This window comes from Pseudomonas mandelii (assembly GCF_002251635.1).
Lineage (GTDB): Bacteria > Pseudomonadota > Gammaproteobacteria > Pseudomonadales > Pseudomonadaceae > Aquipseudomonas > Aquipseudomonas mandelii_B.
The window spans coordinates 1-19,631 of the sequence record NZ_NMOJ01000234.1 but is presented as its reverse complement, the minus strand read 5'-3'; the positions used below and the strand labels follow the sequence as shown (position 1 = coordinate 19,631).

Here is a 19,631-nt window from a genome sequence, read left to right as displayed (position 1 = left end):
CGTAATAGGCTCAGTCAGCAACTGACAGGCGGCACCTCAGGCCGTTACAATTACCGACTTTGTCGCAACGCTTGGAGCTCAACCTTCCGTGCCCGTTCTGCGTCTACCGCTTCTCCCTGCCGCGGCAGGTAAACAGCACTGGGGCAACCTGCCCGGTGCCGCCCTGAGCCTGGCCATTGCCGAGGCTGCCAGCGCAGCCAAGCGCTTTACCCTGCTGCTCACCGCCGACAGCCAAAGCGCCGAGCGGCTGGAGCAGGAGCTGAGCTTCTTCGCCCCCGATTTGCCCGTGCTGCATTTCCCGGACTGGGAAACCCTGCCTTACGATCTGTTTTCGCCACACCAGGACATCATTTCCCAGCGCATCGCGGCCTTGTACAGGTTGCCGGAGCTGAGCCATGGCGTATTGGTCGTGCCAATCACCACCGCGCTGCATCGCCTGGCGCCGACCAAGTTCCTGCTTGGCAGCAGCCTGGTGCTGGATGTCGGCCAGAAGCTCGACGTGGAACAGATGCGCACGCGCCTCGAGGCCAGCGGCTACCGCTGCGTCGACACGGTGTACGAACACGGCGAGTTTGCCGTGCGCGGGGCGTTGATCGACCTGTTCCCGATGGGCAGCAAATTGCCGTACCGCATCGACCTGTTCGATGACGAAATCGAAACGCTGCGCACCTTCGACCCGGACAACCAACGCTCCATTGATAAAGTGGACTCGATCAAGCTGCTGCCGGCGCGGGAATTCCCGCTGCAAAAAGACGCGGTCACGCGCTTCAAGGCACGCTTTCGTGAACGCTTCGACGTGGACTTCCGCCGCTGCCCGATCTTCCAGGACTTGAGCAGCGGGATTACACCGGCCGGTATCGAGTACTACCTGCCGCTGTTCTTTGACGAAACCTCCACCCTGTTCGATTACCTGCCCCAGGACACCCAAGTGTTCTCGCTGCCGGGCATCGAGCAGGCAGCGGAAAACTTCTGGAACGACGTGCGCAGTCGCTATGAAGAGCGCCGCGTCGATCCGTCGCGTCCTTTATTGCCGCCCGCCGAGCTGTTCCTGCCGGTGGAAGACTGCTTCGCCCGCCTGAAAAACTGGCCGCGCGTGGTTGCCAGCCAACAGGACGTGGACGCCGGCAGCGGCCGCGAGCGCTTCCCGGCGGGCACACTGCCGGATCTGGCGATCCAGGCCAAAGCCACGCAACCGCTGGAGGCGCTGTCCAACTTCCTCGGTGATTTCCCCGGCCGCGTGCTGTTTACCGCCGAATCCGCCGGCCGTCGCGAAGTGCTGCTGGAATTGCTCGAACGCCTGAAGCTGCGCCCGAAAACCGTCGACAGCTGGCCGGATTTCGTCGCGAGCAAAGAGCGCCTGGCGATCACCATCGCGCCGCTGGATGAAGGTTTGTTGCTGGACGACCCGGCCCTGGCGCTGATCGCCGAAAGCCCGCTGTTCGGCCAACGCGTGATGCAGCGCCGTCGCCGTGAAAAACGCGCGGACGCCAACAACGACGCGGTCATCAAAAACCTGACCGAGCTGCGCGAAGGCGCGCCGGTGGTGCATATCGACCACGGCGTGGGCCGCTACCTGGGCCTGCAGACCCTGGAGATCGACAACCAGGCCGCCGAATTCCTCACCATGNAATACGCAGAGGGCGCCAAGCTCTACGTGCCGGTGGCCAACCTGCACCTGATCGCGCGTTACACCGGTAGCGACGATGCCTTGGCCCCGCTGCACCGCCTCGGCTCGGAAACCTGGCAAAAAGCCAAACGCAAGGCCGCCGAGCAAGTGCGCGACGTCGCCGCCGAGTTGCTCGACATCTATGCCCGTCGCGCCGCTCGCGAAGGTTATGCCTTCGAAGACCCGAAAGCCGATTACGCGACGTTCAGCGCCGGGTTCCCGTTCGAAGAAACCCCGGATCAGCAAACCACCATCGACGCAGTCCGCGCCGACATGCTCGCGCCCAAGCCGATGGACCGTCTGGTGTGTGGCGACGTGGGCTTCGGCAAGACCGAAGTGGCCATGCGCGCCGCCTTTATTGCGGTGCACGGCGGCAAGCAGGTGGCGATTCTGGTGCCGACCACCCTGCTCGCCCAGCAGCACTACAACAGCTTCCGCGACCGCTTTGCCGATTGGCCGGTGAGCGTCGAAGTGATGAGCCGCTTCAAGTCCGCCAAGGAAGTGAATGCCGCCGTCGCCGATTTAGCTGAAGGCAAGATCGACATCGTGATCGGCACGCACAAGCTGCTGTCTGACGACGTGAAGATCAAAAACCTGGGCCTGGTGATCATCGACGAAGAGCACCGCTTTGGTGTGCGTCAGAAAGAACANCTNAAGANCCTGCGCAGCGAAGTCGACATCCTCACCCTCACCGCCACGCCGATTCCGCGCACGCTGAATATGGCCGTGTCGGGCATGCGCGACCTGTCGATCATTGCCACGCCGCCCGCCCGTCGCTTGTCGGTGCGCACGTTCGTGATGGAGCAGAACAAAAGCACGGTCAAGGAAGCGCTGCTGCGGGAATTGCTGCGCGGCGGTCAGGTGTACTACCTGCACAACGACGTGAAGACCATCGAGAAGTGCGCCGCCGACCTCGCCGAGCTGGTGCCGGAAGCACGCATCGCCATCGGCCACGGGCAGATGCGCGAACGCGACCTCGAACAGGTGATGAGCGATTTCTACCACAAGCGCTTCAACGTGCTGATCGCCTCGACCATCATCGAGACCGGCATCGACGTGCCGAGCGCCAACACCATCATCATCGAGCGTGCCGACAAGTTCGGCCTGGCGCAGCTGCATCAACTGCGTGGCCGGGTTGGTCGCAGTCACCACCAGGCTTATGCTTATTTGCTGACGCCNCCGCGCCAGCAAATTACCGGCGATGCCGAAAAGCGTTTGGAAGCCATCGCCAACACCCAGGACCTCGGTGCCGGGTTTGTACTGGCCACCAACGACCTGGAAATCCGTGGCGCAGGCGAACTGTTGGGCGACGGCCAGAGCGGNCAGATCCAGGCGGTCGGTTTCACCCTGTACATGGAAATGCTCGAACGCGCGGTGAAGTCGATCCGCAAGGGCGAACAACCGAACCTCGATCAGCCGCTGGGCGGTGGCCCGGAGGTCAACTTGCGCGTCCCGGCGTTGATTCCCGAAGCCTACTTGCCGGACGTGCATGCCCGACTGATTCTCTACAAACGCATTGCCTCGGCCACCGATGAGGAAGGCCTCAAGGACCTGCAAGTGGAGATGATCGACCGTTTCGGCCTGCTGCCGGAGCCGACGAAGAACCTGATGCGCATCACCGCATTGAAGTTGCAGGCCGAACTGCTGGGCATCAAGAAAGTCGACGGTGGCCCGCAGGGCGGCCGGATCGAGTTCGCGGCGCAGACCCCGGTCGACCCGCTGACCCTGATCAAACTGATCCAGGGTCAGCCCAAACGCTACAAATTCGAAGGTGCCACGATGTTTAAATTCATGGTCCCGATGGAGCGCCCGGAAGAGCGCTTTAATACTGTAGAGGCGCTGCTTGAGTGCCTCATTCCAAAAACTGCTTGAAGGACGCCGCATGCGCCTGTTTCGTTTACTGACCGTGTTGATAACCTTGGTCGCCCCTACGGCATATGCCGATGACCTGTATCAGATTGAAATGATTCTGGTCCGCCAAAACGCCGTGCCCGCCATTGTTAGCCGCGCCGCTCCGGAAGACTGGAATGCCGGCGCCAAGCCGATCAGCCCGGACAGCCTGCGCACGCCGAGCCTCAATGGCGAAGTGGAAAAGCTCACCGCCAGCAACGAATACACCGTTTTGCTGCACAAGGCCTGGCAGCAGACTCTCGGTGAAGAGGCCACTAAGGTCGCAATCAGCGAAGGCACCGAACAATTTGGCCAGTTCCCGATCGAGGGCACGCTGAGCTTGAAACTCGGACGCTTCACCGACGTTGACGCCGATTTCTGGGTCAACCAGATCGACGCCAACGGCATGGTGACCGCCAGCGAACGCCTGAAACAGGAAAGCCATACCAAGAACGGCCAGCTGAACTTCCTCGACAATGGCCACCTGGCTCTGCTGATCAAGATCACCTCGCTCACCGCCCCTGCGCCTCGGCCAGTCCCCGATGAAATTCCGGACTGATTGAGTCCATATGTCAGCGACCCTGAGCAAACCCCTGGCACCTTCCTGGGTCAGCCGATTCAAGGAACAGAGCCTGGAGCGTGGCCGTCGCTACGCGCTGGAGAACCGCGTCAGGATCGTCGAAGCCGGCGATGCCACGATCGTCGCCGCTTGCGAAGGCTCTGGCGGTAACGTTTACCGCCAGACCATTCGCCTGCGCGAGTCGGCCAAAGCGACCTTGCTAATGGTCGATGCAACGTGCACTTGCCCGGTTCACGTCAACTGCAAACATTGTGCGGCCGTACTGCTGAAAGTCCAGGACACCCTGGCCTATCCCGCCGCCGCACAAGACGCCGAGCTGCTGGAAAAACTTCAGGCGGTGCTGGAAAACCGCAGCCCGAAGGCGCCTCCGCAAGTGCTGGTAGATAACGTGCAACCGATACCGCGCCTGTGGCTGGCGAGCATCGAGTTCAGCGCGTTTGAACCGCGCAATGGCAAGATGCAGCGCTATATCCAGCACCGTGCCGCGCTGTCATTCAGCTATCTGGATGAATACGTTTCCGGGCAGAAGAACGCCGACGTCCTGATTCGCCAGGAAACCCAGACGCTGCGGATAAAACGCCACCCGGAAGTTGAACAGACTTACCGGGAGCAGCTACGAATCCTCGGCTTCAAAGTCGCCACCCGCCAGAGCAAAGCCCTGCCGGAAAGTGCGGGCGAACTTTATGAGATGGTCAACGACAGCGCCTGGCTGACTTTCACCCTCAACGAACTGCCGAAGCTGCGCACTCAAGGCTGGGAGCTGCAGATCGATGAGGATTTCGGCTTCGACCTGAGCGCCGTCGACGACTGGTACGCGACGGTCGACGAGGGCCCGGAGCGTGACTGGTTCGACCTGGAACTGGGCATCATCGTCAATGGTGAGCGCCTGAGCCTGTTGCCGATCCTGCTGAACCTGATGCGCTCGCACACCGAGATCCTCAATCCAGAACGCCTCGCCCGCCGACGCGACGACGAACTGATTCTGGTGAATATCCCCAACCGCCCGAATTCCGAGTACGGCCCTTTGCAGGTCGCCCTGCCCTTCGGCCGGTTGAAACCGGTGTTGGCGACACTTGGCGAGTTCTACCTGCAAGAACCCGGCGAAACCACGCTGCGCCTGAGTAAGGCCGACGCCACGCGCCTGAATCCGCTGGAAGGCATGCCGCTGCTTTGGGAAGGTGGCGAGCAGATCCGCACGTTTGCCCAGCGCCTGCGGGACATCAAGGACTACACCNGNGTGGCGCCCGAGGGTTTGAACGCGACCTTACGCCCCTACCAGCTGGAAGGTTTGAGCTGGATGCAGTCGCTGCGCCAACTCGAGGTGGGCGGGATTCTCGCGGATGACATGGGCCTGGGTAAAACCCTGCAAACCCTGGCGCATATTCTTACTGAGAAAGCCGCCGGGCGCCTCGACCGGCCATGCATGGTGGTGATGCCCACCAGCCTGATCCCGAACTGGCTCGACGAAGCGGCGCACTTCACGCCNCAACTCAAAGTGCTGGCGCTGTACGGCGCCAGTCGCAAAAAGCATTTTGACCACTTGGCCGATTACGACCTGATCCTCACCACGTATGCATTGCTGCCCAAGGACATCGAACCGCTCGCCGCCCTGCCCTTGCACATACTGATTCTCGATGAAGCCCAGTACATCAAGAACCCCAACAGCAAGGCCGCCCAGGCGGCCCGCGAGCTGAATGCGCGCCAGCGCCTGTGCCTGAGTGGCACACCGCTGGAAAACCACTTGGGCGAGCTGTGGTCGCTGTTTCACTTCCTGCTGCCGGGCTGGCTGGGTGACGTAAAAAGCTTCAATCGCGATTACCGCGTGCCCATCGAAAAACGCGCCAGTGACGTGCGCTTGCAGCACCTCAACGGTCGGATAAAACCCTTCCTGCTGCGGCGCACCAAGGAACAGGTGGCAACGGAACTGCCGCCCAAGACCGAGATCATCCATTGGGTTGACCTCAATGAGGCCCAGCGCGACGTGTACGAGACCATGCGCCTGGCCATGGATAAAAAAGTGCGCGACGAAATCACCCGTAAAGGCGTCGCGCGCAGCCAGATCATCATTCTTGAAGCGCTGCTCAAGCTGCGCCAGGTGTGCTGCGACCTGCGCCTGGTCAACGACGCCACCCTGCCCGCCCGGGGCAGCAGCTCGGGCAAGCTGGACAGCCTGATGGAAATGCTCGAAGAGTTGTTTGAGGAAGGTCGGCGGATTTTGCTGTTTTCGCAGTTCACGTCGATGCTGGCGTTGATCGAGGTCGAACTGAAGAAACGCGGTGTTGAATACGCGCTGCTGACGGGACAGACCCGTGACCGCCGCGCCCCCGTGAAGGACTTCCAGAGCGGCAAGCTGCAGATTTTTCTGATCAGCTTGAAGGCTGGCGGCGTGGGCTTGAACCTGACGGAAGCGGATACGGTGATCCACTACGATCCGTGGTGGAACCCGGCGACGGAAAACCAGGCNACNGACCGAGCGTATCGCATCGGGCAGGAGAAGCCGGTGTTCGTCTACAAAATGATTGCCCGCGGCACGGTGGAAGAGAAAATTCAGCACCTGCAAAAGGAAAAATCCGACCTGGCGGCCGGTGTCCTGGATGGGCGCAAGACTGGCGACTGGAAGTTGCAGAGCGATGATATTGAAGCGTTGTTTGCGCCGTTGCCGGATAAGCTCGAGAAGCGCTGAGATCTGTGTCTCCTGGTAGATCGCCTTCGCGAGCAGGCTCGCTCCCACAGAGTAATCGCGAAATCTGTGGGAGCGAGCCTGCTCGCGATCGGGTCGACTCGGTATTACGACTAATTAGCCCCTGAGCACCCGAGCCAACGGCAACGGCGCAAACAGCGCTTCAATGTCACTCTGCTCAAGCTTCCAGCCACCCGTCGCTCCACCTTCAAGCACCGCCCCGGCCAGCGCGGCCTTCTCCAACTGCAATGCCTGAATTTTTTCTTCTACGGTGCCACGGGCTATCAGCTTGTAGACGAACACAGGTTTGTTTTGCCCGATCCTGTAGGCCCGATCAGTCGCCTGATTTTCGACCGCAGGGTTCCACCAGGGATCAAAATGGATGACTGTATCCGCAGCTGTCAGGTTCAGACCTGTGCCGCCAGCCTTCAAACTGATCAGAAACAGCGGCACTTTACCGCTCTGAAAGTCCTTGACCGGTGTGCGCCGATCCGTTGTCTCACCCGTCAACAACGAGTAACCCTGACCACGTTGCTGCAACTCGTCCTCAATCAAGGCGAGCATCGAAGTGAACTGAGAAAACAGCAGCACCTTGCGGCCTTCGCTGAGCAACTCTTCCAGCATCTCCATCAGGCTGACCAGTTTCCCGCTGCCAGAACGAAGGGCTTTGGCGGTGAGCGGCGTTTTGATCAACCGTAGATCGCAGCACACCTGACGCAGCTTGAGCAATGCATCGAGGATGATGATTTGACTGCGCCCGACACCACTGCGGGCAATTTCGTCACGCACCTTCTTATCCATTGCTACGCGCACGGTTTCATACACATCCCGCTGCCCATCGCTGAGATCAACCCAATGCACAATCTCGGTTTTCGGTGGTAATTCGGTTGCCACCTGATCTTTCTTGCGACGTAGCAAAAAGGGCTTTATCCGGGCCGTCAGATGTTGCATCCGTTCGTTATTGCCGTGCTTCTCGATCGGCGTGCGGTAGTCGCGATTGAAGGTTTTGCTGTCGCCAAGCCAGCCAGGCAGCAAAAAGTGAAATTGCGACCACAACTCGCCGAGATGATTTTCCAGCGGGGTGCCGGACAGACACAATCGCTGGCGGGCCTGCAGGTCTCGGGCTGCTTGAGCCGCTTTGCTGACCGGATTCTTGATGTTCTGCGCCTCATCGAGAATCAGCACACTCCAGACCTGAGGCTGTAAAACCTCCAGATCGCGCGGCAACAGCGCATAGGTGGTCAATACCAAGTCGTATTCGGCAAGACTGGCAAAGTCTTTTTGCCGCGCCGCACCATGCAGTGCCAAGACCTTCAACTGCGGGGTAAAGCGCTGCGATTCGTCGAGCCAGTTGGGGATCAGACTGGTGGGCATCACAGCCAGCGCCGGACGATCAAGCCGTCCGGCCTGTTTTTCTGTCAGCAGATGAGCCAGGGTTTGCAGGGTTTTTCCCAGGCCCATGTCGTCGCCGAGAATACCGCCGACCTCCAGTTCTCGAAGGGTTTGCATCCAGTTCAGCCCTTCCAGCTGATAAGGTCGTAGCGTCGCGTTCAGGCCCTCGGGCGCCGGGACATGAGCATGGATCGACTCCCGTAAACGCTTTGCAAAACTGCGCAGTCGTTCACCGCCCTGCCAGACCAGCGGAATGCCTTCCAGCGCACTCAGCCGCGCCGCATCCGGAGCACTCAAACGCAACGAGTCGCCCAGATGTTTACCCAGGTACAACTCGCCAAGGGTCGCCATCAGCGGTTTTATCCGGCCAAAAGGGAGTGCGACTTTGCCATGGGATTTACCGCCGAAACGCCCATCGCCAAGTTCAATCAGTAGCTGTTCGTCATCATTGCGCTGGGCCAAGCTCGCAGGTTCCATCAACTGTGGCTGGCTACGTAGCAAATGCAGCAGGATGGGCAACAGGCTATGACGCTCGCCGTTGACGACGATGCCCAGCTGCAAATCGAACCACTGGCGCCCCGACTCCTCCTCGACTTCTGCATACCACTCTTCGACGGGGTGCACGTTGAAGTCAAAGTTATCGCTGATATCGATCAGCCAATTTTTCTCCCGCAGCGCCGGGATGCCATGGTGCACAAAAGCAAGCCAGGCCGCGTCATCCGGCAGGGCGAACATTTCGCCTGGACGATCCAGGTTGCTTTTGCGTGTGGCCTTTTTAAAACCATGTTTTTGCAGGGCTTGGCGCAAGGCTTTTTCGGCGACAGGGTTGCGCTGGATGCGCTGGATTTCGGTACCCGAAAGGATCAGCACCTCCGGGTTTCGGTCCGACGTCGGATGGCCGTTGTAGGTAAACGCCAATGCAGCCCGGTGCTCTGGCTCGTACTGCCAGCGGACGTAACGCTTGCCGCTGGCGAGCGTCAGGTGAGCCTGAGGAAAAATGCCTTCGACGACCCGTTCCGTCAGGGCGTACGGAGGTGGTGCTGCCCGGGTCGCAGCGGTCATCCGCTGGCTGAATTGCATCGCCTGACCTGCAGGAATATCGGGAGCCAATGACAAGTGACGGGCCAGCTTTTCGTCCAGCTCGCTGAACAGCGGACCGACTTGCAGCCGCTCGCGATCCAGATAATACAAGGGTTCCAGAGCCAGGATCGTTTCCACTGGCGCTTGGTCGCTGCTCCATTGAGGGCGAAAACTGCCATTGGATTGTTCGGCCCAGGAAAATTGACCTGTTCTTCTCATTCCCGGCGTCAGGGGTTGTGGCTGTTCGAGGTCAAGGAAAAGGCGCGAGGTTCGCAACAGCATTTCGATAAGTTCCACCCCACTGCTGCCTTCCAAGGGGTAGCCGGCGTAATGGGCGTGGTGGGAGTGAACGGCGACCAACAATCTGGCGATCCGCAGATCCAGTTCGGTCAGGTAACCGGGTTGCCGAATCAGCGTATCCGACAGCGAGTACACCGGCTTGATGTCTTGCAGGCGGCCGTCCTTGAGCTGATGGGCCTTGAAAATTTCCAGCGTCCATTTCCCGGCAGAGGATGTTGCCCTGAGTTTGTAAAACAGGCGCGTGCCTGCTCCCTGCGCCGACTCGTCAGGGGGATTGCTTGCAGAAGGAATACCGTCGATCCAGCGTTCCAGTTCACGATTCAAGTGAACCTGGACGGCACTTTGAGGCGCGTTAACGGGATGTTCTTGCAGGTGATAGATGACTGCGGCGCAGTGCTTGCAATTGAACATGACAGGACAGGAGCAAACGCATTGGAGCTGCGCTTGCCCACGCCGATCTTCAGTGAGCTCAATGACCTGCTCGTATGCCTGCGCCTGGGAGCCGATGCACGTAGCGATAACCATAAGGTCATCAATTTGACGGATCGTTATCCGATCCTCATCCGCGTACCTGCGAGCTTTTTCCAGAGCACGATGGCTGAACACCTCTGCCCAGGGTAGCGCATGAAGTTGCTCAGTTATTGTGGTCACACAGAGTAATCGCGAAATCTGTGGGAGCGAGCCTGCTCGCGATCGGGTCGACTCGGTATTACGACTAATTAGCCCCTGAGCACCCGAGCCAACGTCGACTTGACCTTGCCCATCCCGTCCTGCAACGCCTGCTCGATCTCGGCCATGGTGATCACCGCCGTGGACTTGCCCGCTGCCGGGTTCACCACCAGCGCCAGACACGCATAATCCAGTTCCAGCTCACGCGCCAACGCCGCTTCCGGCATGCCGGTCATGCCGACAATGTCGCAGCCGTCGCGTTCCAGTTTCGCGATTTCAGCGACGGTCTCCAGACGTGGACCCTGGGTGCAAGCGTAGACGCCCTGACTGCTGTAATCGACGCCTTCAGCCGCCAGCGCCGCGATCAATTGCTGACGCAACGGTTCGCTGTAGGGATAGCTGAAGTCGATGTGGGTGACGTGTTCCAGGTCATCGGCGAAATAGGTGTGTTCGCGACCGCTGGTGTAATCGATCAACTGATGCGGCACGCAGAAATGTCCGGTGCCCATCGCGGCATGAATTCCGCCCACGGCGTTGACCGCAAGGATCGCTTCGGCGCCGGCCTGTTTCAGCGCCCAAAGGTTGGCGCGGTAGTTCACCTGATGCGGCGGAAAACGGTGCGGGTGGCCGTGACGGGCGAGGAACAGCACTTCCTTGCCGGCGTACTCACCAATCTGCACGTCGGCCGAAGGCGGGCCATAGGGCGTGTCCACCGCCAATGACTGACGAATGTTCAGGCCTTCGAGTTGAGTCAGGCCGGTGCCACCGATAATCGCGTAAACCGTCATAACGAAACGTCCTTAATCAATCAGTTGAGCTTCTTTAAGCGCGCCGATGGCGGTCAGCCAGCGCGGGTTCTGACGGTATTCAGTGTTGGCATAAGACTGGCCACGCATCCGCGCAATGCGCTCGGACGGTTTGACCTTCAAGCGCTGGGCAGCGCTCAAAGCCAGCTCCGCTGCAGCGCGATCGTTGCACACCAGGCCCATGTCGCAGCCGGCGGTCAACGCAGCTTCGATACGGCTGGCGGCATCGCCAACCACGTGGGCGCCGGCCATGGACAGGTCGTCGCTGAAGATCACACCATCAAATTGCAGCTCGCCGCGCAGGATGTCCTGCAACCAGCGGCGGGAGAAACCGGCTGGTTGGGAATCGACTTGCGGGTAAATAACGTGGGCTGGCATGACGGCGGCCAGTTGCTTGCTCAATCTGGCGAACGGCACCAGGTCGTTGGCGCGGATTTCATCGAGGCTGCGTTCGTCGTTCGGGATCGCGACGTGGGAATCCGCCTCCGCCCAGCCGTGGCCCGGGAAGTGTTTACCGGTAGCGGCCATGCCGGCGCTGTTCATGCCGCGAATGAAGGCGCCCGCGAGCACGGCGGCGCGCTCGGGGTCGCCTTCGAACGAACGCGTGCCGACCACGGCGCTGCGCTGGTAATCCAGGTCCAGCACCGGGGCGAAACTCAGGTCAAGGCCGACCGCCAGCACTTCAGTGGCCATGATCCAGCCGCATTGCTCGGCAAGGTATTCGGCGTTCGGATTGTCGGCGATGGCGCGCATGGCCGGCAGTCGCACGAAACCCTGGCGCAGACGCTGAACGCGACCGCCTTCCTGATCCACCGCCAGCAGCAGATCGGGACGAATGGCGCGGATCGCAGCGCTCAACTCGCGCACTTGTCGCGGGTTTTCGATGTTACGGGCGAAAATGATCAGGCCGCCCACTTCGGGCTGACGCAACAATTGGCGATCTTCAGCCGTCAGCCACGTACCGGCGACGTCCACCATCAACGAGCCTTGCAGGCCAGCAGTCATAGAGATTCCTTGATAACGAAAAACCCGGCTCGCACGCGTTCGCCGCCTTGGGCTGTGCCCGGCAGGTCGGCGATATCAATGGGGAGCTGGTTCAGAACGAGAGTCGGCATGGGCGGCTAGCTTAGCGGATGTCAGGCGCCGCGCCCACCCGTGCGCAGCTAAACCTTGGCGGCAGCCGGGGCCGACTTGCTGCGCGGACGCAGTTGCGCAGTGGCCATGGCCGCGTCGGTGACGCCGGTTTCGGCACGCATGCCCGCGGCCAGGAAGGGCACCATCAGACGCATCACTTGCTCAATGGAGGTGTTAACGCCGAAATCGGTTTCGGCAATCGCTCGCAACGCCTTGATCCCGGACATGCTGAACGCGGCCGCGCCGAGCATGAAGTGCACGCGCCAGAACAGCTCAATCGGCGGAATACGCGGGGCAGCTTCGTTGACCAGCAACATATAGCGGCGGAAAACCTTGCCGTACATGTCTTCCAGGTAACGCCGCAGGTGGCCCTGGCTCTGACTGAACGCCAACCCCAACAAGCGCATGAAGATAGACAGATCGTTGCCGCTGCGCGGCTGCACGACGAGGGCTTGCTCAACGAGAATTTCGAGCAGCTCTTCGAGTGTCGGCTTGTTTTCAGGCTTGGACTGGCGCCGCTCCAGCTCTTTATCAAGGCTCAGGCAAAACGGCCCGAGAAAGCGCGAGAAGACAGCCTGGATCAGCGCCTTCTTCGAACCGAAGTGATAATTCACTGCTGCCAGATTGACACCGGCTTTGCTGGTAATCAGGCGTAACGAGGTTTCGGCGAAACCTTTTTCCGCGAACAATTGCTCGGCAGCATCGAGAATGCGTTCAACGGTTTCCGACTGGGCCATGGCTACTCCGCCTGACAAACACTTGTTTGAAACATACGTTTCAGCCTGTGCGTTGTCAAGCCTGCCGGTTCGTTTTGGGAATGGTCGGTCAGCTATTTAACCATACATCGGCGAGGCTTTAATCAGCCGGCTGATCGACCGTCCAGCGGCCGGCGAAAAAAGGGGCATTGCCAAGACCGTTTCACTGTATATAATCCCAGTCACTGTATAAAAAGACAGAGCGATCAACATGCTAAAACTGACGCCACGCCAAGCTGAGATTCTGGCTTTTATCAAGCGCTGCCTCGATGACAACGGCTACCCGCCGACACGAGCGGAAATTGCGCTGGAACTGGGGTTCAAATCGCCCAACGCGGCGGAAGAGCACCTCAAGGCGCTGGCCCGCAAGGGTGCGATCGAAATGACCCCGGGCGCTTCCCGCGGCATTCGCATCCCTGGCTTCGAAGCCAAGGCCGACGAGTCGACGCTGCCGATCATCGGTCGCGTCGCCGCCGGTGCGCCGATCCTGGCGCAACAGCACGTCGAGGAATCCTGCAACATCAACCCGACCTTCTTCCATCCGCGTGCCGACTACCTGTTGCGCGTACACGGGATGAGCATGAAGGACGTGGGGATTTTCGACGGCGACCTGCTGGCCGTCCACACCACCCGCGAAGCCCGTAATGGCCAGATCGTCGTGGCGCGGATCGGTGACGAAGTGACCGTCAAGCGCTTCAAGCGCGATGGCAGCAAGGTCTGGTTGATTGCCGAAAACCCTGAATTCGCCCCTATCGAAGTCAACCTGAAAGATCAGGACCTGGTGATCGAAGGCTTGAGCGTTGGCGTCATTCGCCGCTAAAGGAGGCTTTATGCAGTTCCCACACACATCACAGCAAGCCCAACTGCCGTTGTTCGAGGCATTCATGGTGCAGCCGTTGGCCCCGATCCTGAAAGATGTGGTCGAGTCGCCCTGGAGCGCCGAGCCCGAAGTCTTCAGCGAGCTTTCACTGCGTGGTGCGGCCGGGAACTGCCTGAACCTTCTGGCGCCGATTCTTCGTGAATTGAGTCAGGATCAGGACGCGCGGTGGCTGACACTGATCGCCCCGCCCGCCAGCCTGACTCAGGCATGGCTGCGGGATGCCGGCCTCAACCGTGAGCGCATCCTGCTGCTGCAACCGCGCGGCACGCAAAGCGCCCAGCAGTTGACCTGCGAAGCCTTGCGCCTGGGCCGCAGCCATACGGTTGTCAGCTGGCTCAACCCATTGAACGCAAACTCACGGCAACAGTTGATCAGCGCAGCCCGTACCGGAGATGCGCAGAGCCTGAATATTCGCTTGGGTTAATGTGTCAACAATGCGCGCTATGCATAGCGCGGGGCTTCTCAAAGGATAGAGAAGCCGGTTCGTAGCCGTATTAGCAGAAAGCGACGAATGGGATCAGTGGAGGACCCGCGAACTCTCATCCGTATTGAATTCGCCTTCAACCAGGCGTCCTGCCATCTGAACACCGACGCTCAACATCGCCTTGGCGACTTCCACGTGCTGGCCTTGCAGGAACGCTTTTGCGTCCTCGGAAAAATCCAAGATAACCAGAGAACCCTCGTCCTCAGCCCGGCGCAGCTCGATTCGGCCGTCAGGCAATTCAACAATTTCCAGAAAGGACGTTGGCATAAAAGTCTGTTCTCCACGAAAGGCNGGGATTATATAGGCATCGGCCAGGCTTCGCTCGGTAACTTGACCAGCAGTGCTTTTAATCGCGCCGCCGGCTCTCAGTCGATCAACACTCGTTCAAGCCTTCGCGAAACCGGATCGCCAGCCCTTTGAGGTTCTGACGCCAGCTCTCCAGCTCTTCGCGACCCAATTCCTCAGGCGCGTCCTCTTCGTCCAGGTTAACGGCCAGGATGAGCGGCTGAGTCACGTCGCCCTTGGGCTTATGCGGAGCGCGAGGCGGTTGAAACATCGCCGCGTGAGCCGCCAGCAGCTTGGCCAGCCAGGTTTCCGGATTCTGGGCCAGCTCGAACATCTCAGCCATCTCGGGAATGGCGATGGCCTCCAGCACTTCGCGAGTCAGTAACATCTCTGCCCGAGGCGCATTGGCTTGAGGCAAGCGGTAGAAGCCGGCGATTTCATGGCACAGCCCCAGCAACGCACCGTACAGGTGAAACAACGCCGACTCGCGCCCAGCCTGAATCAGCGCCAGGGAATTCATCGCCCGCCCCTCTTCGGCCTTGGCGAGCGCTTCCAGCGACAGGCCGGCGAAATAAATCTTCTGGTTGGTACGGGCATAGAGTTCGTGGGCCATGACGGCAGCCTCCACAACGAAATAATTGCTTCACGCAGGTCAGACAGTGTCGTGGATCAGCCGATCTCACCGCAAGCACAAAACAAAAAGGCCGCATGAAAACCCGAGGGTTGTCATGCGGCCTTTTGTGTACAGCTTCTTTTACGCTTTGGCTGCCGGACGCTTGTCTTCGACCGTCCATTTGCCGCCGTCGTAGTACGCCTTCCAGCCAGTCGGCTTACCGTCGACTTCAGTCTGCACGTACTGTTCCTTGGTCTTGCGGCTGTAACGGATCACTGCGGGCAAGCCGTCCGGATCTTTCTTCGGTGCTTCGCAGAGGAAGTGGTACTTCGGATCAATCTCATCCTTGTGCGGCACAATCTCGATGACCAGCGGCGCGCGGGTCTCGCGGTTTTTCGGGAACTGGCTTGCGGCCAGGAACAGTCCCGATGCGCCGTCACGCAGGATGTAGGTGTCGTTGACCTTCTCGCACTTGAGTTCGGGCATCTTCACCGGGTCCATCTTTGGCGGCGCCGCGTCACCGCTTTTCAGCAGTTTGCGGGTGTTCTTGCAGGTCGGGTTGGTGCAACCAAAGAACTTGCCGAAACGGCCGGTCTTGAGCTGCATCTCGCTGCCGCACTTGTCGCATTCCAGGCTCGGGCCTTCGTAGCCCTTGATGCGGTAGCTGCCCTCTTCGATCTCGTAGCCGTCGCAATCCGGGTTGTTACCGCAGATGTGCAACTTGTGCTTCTCGTCGAGCAGGTAGGCGTCCATTGCCGTGCTGCAGATCGGGCAACGGTGCTTGCCGCGCAGTACCAGCGACTCGGATTCACCCTCGTCGTCTGCCGCGATTTCGTCACCCGGCACCAGATTGACGGTGGCCTTGCAGCGCTCTTTCGGCGGCAGGCTGTANCCCGAGCAACCCAGGAACACGCCGGTCGATGCAGTACGAATCTGCATCGGACGACCGCACAACACGCATGGAATGTCAGTCATCACCGGCTGGTTGGCGCGCATGCCGCCTTCGGCGCTTTCGGCCACTTCGAGTTTCTTTTTGAAGTCGCCGTAGAACTCGTCGAGCACGTTTTTCCAGTCGCGCTCGCCCTGGGCCACGTCATCGAGGTTCTCTTCCATGCCGGCGGTGAAGCCGTAGTCCATCAGGTTGGAGAAACTCTCGGACAGGCGCTCAGTGACGATGTCGCCCATCTTTTCCGAATAGAAACGACGGTTGTGCAGGGCCACGTAGCCACGGTCCTGAATGGTCGAGATGATCGCCGCATAGGTCGAAGGACGACCGATACCGCGTTTTTCCATTTCNTTGACCAGGCTGGCTTCGGAGTAACGCGCCGGCGGCTTGGTGAAGTGCTGGGACGGGTCGAGCTTGATCAGCTTGAGCGTATCGCCCTGGGCCATGTCCGGCAGCACATCGTCGTCGCCTGGCTTGGCAATTTGCGGCATGACGCGGGTGTAGCCGTCGAACTTGAGGATACGGCCCTTGGCACGTAGCTCGAAGTCGGAAGCCCCCACGGTGACCGTGGTCGACAGGTATTGGGCCGGCAGCATCTGGCAAGCGAGGAATTGGCGCCAGATCAGCTCGTAGAGGCGCTCAGCGTCGCGCTCCATGCCACTCAGCTTGCTTGGCTCGGTGTTGGCGTCAGAAGGACGAATCGCTTCGTGAGCCTCCTGGGCGCCTTCTTTGCTGCTGTAGACGTTCGGCTTCTCCGGCAGGTATTTCTTGCCGAACTCGCTTTCAATATAAGTACGCGCCATCGCCACCGCGTCTTGCGACAGGTTGGTGGAGTCGGTACGCATATAAGTGATGTAGCCGGCTTCGTACAGACGCTGGGCCATCATCATGGTTTTCTTCACACCGAAACCCAGGCGGTTGCTCGCGGCCTGTTGCAGGGTGGAGGTGATGAACGGCGCCGACGGCTTGCTGCTGGTCGGTTTGTCTTCACGCTTGACGATGCTGTAGCTGGAAGATTTGAGCTTCTCCAGCGCGGCCATGGCCTGGGCTTCATTCAGCGGCTTGAACGCCTCGCCTTTCTCGCGGGCTACTTCAAAGCGCACGTTGGCGCCCTTGGCAGTGCCGAGGTCAGCGTGCACGTCCCAGTATTCTTCGGGGTTGAACGCACGAATCTCGCGCTCACGCTCTACCACCAGCTTGACCGCTACCGATTGCACACGGCCGGCGGACAGGCCACGGGCGATCTTGGCCCACAGCAGCGGCGAAACCATGTAACCCACCACGCGGTCGAGGAAACGACGCGCCTGTTGTGCGTTGACACGGTCAATGTCCAGTTCGCCCGGTTTGGAGAAGGCTTCCTGGATGGCTTTCTTGGTGATTTCGTTGAACACGACACGCTTGTAGCGGCTGTCGTCACCGCCGATGGCTTCCCGCAGGTGCCAGGCAATGGCTTCCCCTTCGCGGTCCAAGTCCGTCGCGAGATAGATGGTGTCAGCATCTTTGGCGAGCCGGCGCAGCTCTTCGATGACCTTTTCCTTGCCGGGAAGGATTTCGTACTTGGCCTTCCAGCCATGTTCCGGGTCCACACCCATGCGGGAGACCAGCTGCTTGCGCGCTTTCTCTTTAGGGGTGAGCACCGGACCTTCGCCCGCAGCCGCCTTGCCGCGCTTGGCGGCCGGCTCCTTGCTGGCGCTAGCCGAACCGCTGGTGGGCAGGTCTCGGATATGGCCGATACTCGACTTCACCACGTACTCGTTACCCAAGTACTTGTTGATGGTCTTGGCCTTAGCCGGGGATTCCACAATGACCAGCGATTTGCCCATGGATCGGAAAATTCCTGAATTCGAGAAGTGAAAGGCAGTTGGCGCCTGTCGCGGCAACGCTATATATAGTGGCAACAAGGTGAGGTCAAGCGCAGCATTCTGCGGGACCTGCCGTTATGGCTTNGAAAAAAGACTGGGTTCGGCCTGGACCAAAGCAAAGCGCGGGACCTGCTCGCCGTCAACTTCGACGGTCTCCAGGAACATGCTCAAAGGGCGCACCCAAAAGCCGTAATCGCCATACAGTGCTTGGTAGAAGACTACTTCTTCTTCAGTTTCCGAATGCCGCGCAATGCTGAATACGCGGTACTGCGGACCTTTGTAATGCTGGTAGAGCCCAGGTTGTATCGGCATGGTTTGGCCCTCACTCAAATCTTTTAAAAATAAAAACAAAAAATAAATTCAGAAAAACAAAAACCGGGGCACTTGGCCCCGGCTTCCGTCAACTCAACGCTTAGAGGCGTTCGAAGACGGTGGAAATGCCTTGGCCGAGACCAATGCACATGGTTGCAACCCCNAAGNTGCCGCCATTTTGCTTCATCACGTTAAGCAAAGTGCCGGAGATACGAGCACCGGAGCAACCGAATGGGTGGCCCAGGGCAATCGCACCGCCGTGCAGGTTAACCTTCTCGTTCATCTTGTCGAGCACTTTCAAATCTTTCAGCACTGGCAGGGCCTGTGCGGCGAAAGCTTCGTTGAGCTCGAAGAAGTCGATATCGGAGATGGTCAGGCCCGCGCGCTTCAAGGCTTTTTGTGTGGCCGGTACTGGACCATAGCCCATGATTGCCGGGTCCACACCCGCAACGGCCATCGAACGAATCACGGCCATCGGCTGAATACCCAAGTCCTGGGCACGCTGCGCCGACATCACGATCATGCATGAGGCACCGTCGGTGATTTGCGACGAACTACCGGCAGTCACGGTGCCGCCCTTTGGATTGAAGGCAGGCTTGAGGGCCGCCAGGCTTTCCAGGGTGGTATCCGGACGAATGGTTTCGTCGTAGTCGAACAGTTTCAGGAAGCCGTTCTCGTCGTAGCCGTTCATCGGGATGATTTCATCCTTGAACTTACCTTCCAGGGTCGCCTTGTGAGCGAGTTGGTGGGAGCGCACGCCGAAAGCGTCCTGTTGTTCGCGAGTGATGCCGTGCATTTTACCNAGCATTTCTGCGGTGAGGCCCATCATGCCCGACGCTTTTGCCGCGTACAGCGACATGTGCGGGTTAGGGTCGACGCCGTGCATCATGCTGACGTGGCCCATGTGCTCCACGCCGCCGACGACGAACACATCACCGTTACCAGTCATGATCGCTTGCGCAGCGGTGTGCAGCGCGCTCATCGACGAGCCGCACAGGCGGCTCACAGTCTGACCGGCCGCCGTGTGCGGGATCTGCGTCATCAAGGAGGCCATGCGCGCGATGTTCCAGCCCTGCTCCAGGGTCTGGTTGACGCAGCCCCAGATCACGTCTTCGACTTCGTTCGGGTCGACCTTGACGTTGCGTTCCAGCAACTTGCTGATCAGGTGCGCCGACATGTCTTCGGCACGGGTGTTGCGGTGCATGCCGCCCTTGGAGCGGCCCATTGGCGTGCGACCGAAGTCGACAATCACCACGTCTCTTGGATTCAAGCTCATAAATATTCTCGCTCTAGTCGT

General features: G+C 59.8%; 15 protein-coding genes. 6 read left to right on the top strand and 9 right to left on the bottom strand.

Features of this window, described 5'->3' with window-relative positions; translation table 11 throughout:
• The first annotated feature begins 88 nt into the window (after positions 1-88).
• Genes mfd through B7L09_RS27555 form a run of 3 tightly spaced genes read left to right on the top strand, consistent with a single transcriptional unit; the run spans position 89 to position 6,819 of the window.
• Positions 89-3,538 carry a transcription-repair coupling factor gene (gene mfd / locus B7L09_RS27565; protein ID WP_094471532.1) on the top strand — a complete coding sequence of 1,150 codons (3,450 nt, stop codon included), beginning with the start codon at positions 89-91 and terminating at the stop codon, positions 3,536-3,538.
• 10 nt (positions 3,539-3,548) lie between these two features.
• A complete protein-coding gene (locus B7L09_RS27560; protein ID WP_094471531.1) occupies positions 3,549-4,115 on the top strand; it encodes a CsiV family protein in 567 nt (188 codons plus the stop codon).
• Positions 4,116-4,125: 10 nt separating this feature from the next.
• Positions 4,126-6,819, top strand: coding sequence for a DEAD/DEAH box helicase (locus B7L09_RS27555; RefSeq protein ID WP_094471530.1), 2,694 nt, complete (start codon positions 4,126-4,128; stop codon positions 6,817-6,819).
• Positions 6,820-6,933: 114 nt separating this feature from the next.
• Here B7L09_RS27555 and B7L09_RS27550 read toward each other — a convergent pair whose 3' ends face one another.
• Complete coding sequence (locus B7L09_RS27550) at positions 6,934-9,999, bottom strand: DEAD/DEAH box helicase (protein WP_255142778.1); 3,066 nt, start codon at positions 9,997-9,999, stop codon at positions 6,934-6,936.
• Between the two features lie 21 nt (positions 10,000-10,020).
• Here B7L09_RS27550 and B7L09_RS32530 point away from each other — a divergent pair, with 21 nt between their 5' ends.
• Entirely contained in the window at positions 10,021-10,209 is a 189-nt protein-coding gene (locus B7L09_RS32530; protein WP_010456339.1) for a hypothetical protein, read from the top strand.
• 98 nt (positions 10,210-10,307) lie between these two features.
• On the opposite strand, the gene B7L09_RS27545 is transcribed toward B7L09_RS32530, so the two are convergent.
• From B7L09_RS27545 to B7L09_RS27535, 3 genes are all read right to left on the bottom strand, one after another.
• A complete protein-coding gene (locus B7L09_RS27545) occupies positions 10,308-11,045 on the bottom strand; it encodes an S-methyl-5'-thioinosine phosphorylase (protein WP_094471528.1) in 738 nt (245 codons plus the stop codon).
• A gap of 12 nt (positions 11,046-11,057) precedes the next feature.
• Positions 11,058-12,056, bottom strand: a complete 999-nt coding sequence (gene nagZ / locus B7L09_RS27540; protein WP_176457783.1) for a beta-N-acetylhexosaminidase — start codon at positions 12,054-12,056, stop codon at positions 11,058-11,060.
• Positions 12,057-12,226: 170 nt separating this feature from the next.
• A complete protein-coding gene (locus B7L09_RS27535) occupies positions 12,227-12,934 on the bottom strand; it encodes a TetR/AcrR family transcriptional regulator (protein WP_094471526.1) in 708 nt (235 codons plus the stop codon).
• 229 nt (positions 12,935-13,163) lie between these two features.
• Between B7L09_RS27535 and lexA the strand changes: the two genes are divergently transcribed.
• Both lexA and sulA read left to right on the top strand, forming a co-directional pair.
• Positions 13,164-13,772 carry a transcriptional repressor LexA gene (lexA, locus tag B7L09_RS27530; RefSeq protein WP_094471525.1) on the top strand — a complete coding sequence of 203 codons (609 nt, stop codon included), beginning with the start codon at positions 13,164-13,166 and terminating at the stop codon, positions 13,770-13,772.
• Between the two features lie 10 nt (positions 13,773-13,782).
• Positions 13,783-14,256, top strand: coding sequence for an SOS-induced cell division inhibitor SulA (sulA, locus tag B7L09_RS27525; protein WP_094471524.1), 474 nt, complete (start codon positions 13,783-13,785; stop codon positions 14,254-14,256).
• A 93-nt stretch (positions 14,257-14,349) separates the two neighbouring features.
• On the opposite strand, the gene B7L09_RS27520 is transcribed toward sulA, so the two are convergent.
• The 5 genes from B7L09_RS27520 to fadA form a co-directional block, all read right to left on the bottom strand.
• A complete protein-coding gene (locus B7L09_RS27520; RefSeq protein ID WP_094471523.1) occupies positions 14,350-14,583 on the bottom strand; it encodes a hypothetical protein in 234 nt (77 codons plus the stop codon).
• A gap of 106 nt (positions 14,584-14,689) precedes the next feature.
• On the bottom strand, positions 14,690-15,214 hold the full coding sequence (locus B7L09_RS27515; RefSeq protein WP_094471522.1) for a DUF6586 family protein: 525 nt from the start codon (positions 15,212-15,214) through the stop codon (positions 14,690-14,692).
• A 141-nt stretch (positions 15,215-15,355) separates the two neighbouring features.
• On the bottom strand, positions 15,356-17,983 hold the full coding sequence (gene topA, locus B7L09_RS27510; RefSeq protein WP_094471521.1) for a type I DNA topoisomerase: 2,628 nt from the start codon (positions 17,981-17,983) through the stop codon (positions 15,356-15,358).
• A 114-nt stretch (positions 17,984-18,097) separates the two neighbouring features.
• Positions 18,098-18,334, bottom strand: coding sequence for a DUF1653 domain-containing protein (locus B7L09_RS27505; RefSeq protein ID WP_094471520.1), 237 nt, complete (start codon positions 18,332-18,334; stop codon positions 18,098-18,100).
• A 100-nt stretch (positions 18,335-18,434) separates the two neighbouring features.
• On the bottom strand, positions 18,435-19,610 hold the full coding sequence (gene fadA / locus B7L09_RS27500; RefSeq protein WP_094471519.1) for an acetyl-CoA C-acyltransferase FadA: 1,176 nt from the start codon (positions 19,608-19,610) through the stop codon (positions 18,435-18,437).
• Positions 19,611-19,631 lie beyond the last annotated feature (21 nt).

What these genes read in the sequence shown, in the direction of transcription:
- B7L09_RS27560 (WP_094471531.1), top strand. Translation starts at nt 3,549, where the DNA reads ATGCGCCTGTTTCGTTTACTGACCGTGTTGATAACCTTGGTCGCCCCT.
- B7L09_RS27550 (WP_255142778.1), bottom strand. Translation starts at nt 9,999, where the DNA reads ATGTTCAATTGCAAGCACTGCGCCGCAGTCATCTATCACCTGCAAGAA.
- B7L09_RS27545 (WP_094471528.1), bottom strand. Translation starts at nt 11,045, where the DNA reads ATGACGGTTTACGCGATTATCGGTGGCACCGGCCTGACTCAACTCGAA.
- B7L09_RS27535 (WP_094471526.1), bottom strand. Translation starts at nt 12,934, where the DNA reads ATGGCCCAGTCGGAAACCGTTGAACGCATTCTCGATGCTGCCGAGCAA.
- lexA (WP_094471525.1), top strand. Translation starts at nt 13,164, where the DNA reads ATGCTAAAACTGACGCCACGCCAAGCTGAGATTCTGGCTTTTATCAAG.
- sulA (WP_094471524.1), top strand. Translation starts at nt 13,783, where the DNA reads ATGCAGTTCCCACACACATCACAGCAAGCCCAACTGCCGTTGTTCGAG.
- B7L09_RS27520 (WP_094471523.1), bottom strand. Translation starts at nt 14,583, where the DNA reads ATGCCAACGTCCTTTCTGGAAATTGTTGAATTGCCTGACGGCCGAATC.
- B7L09_RS27515 (WP_094471522.1), bottom strand. Translation starts at nt 15,214, where the DNA reads ATGGCCCACGAACTCTATGCCCGTACCAACCAGAAGATTTATTTCGCC.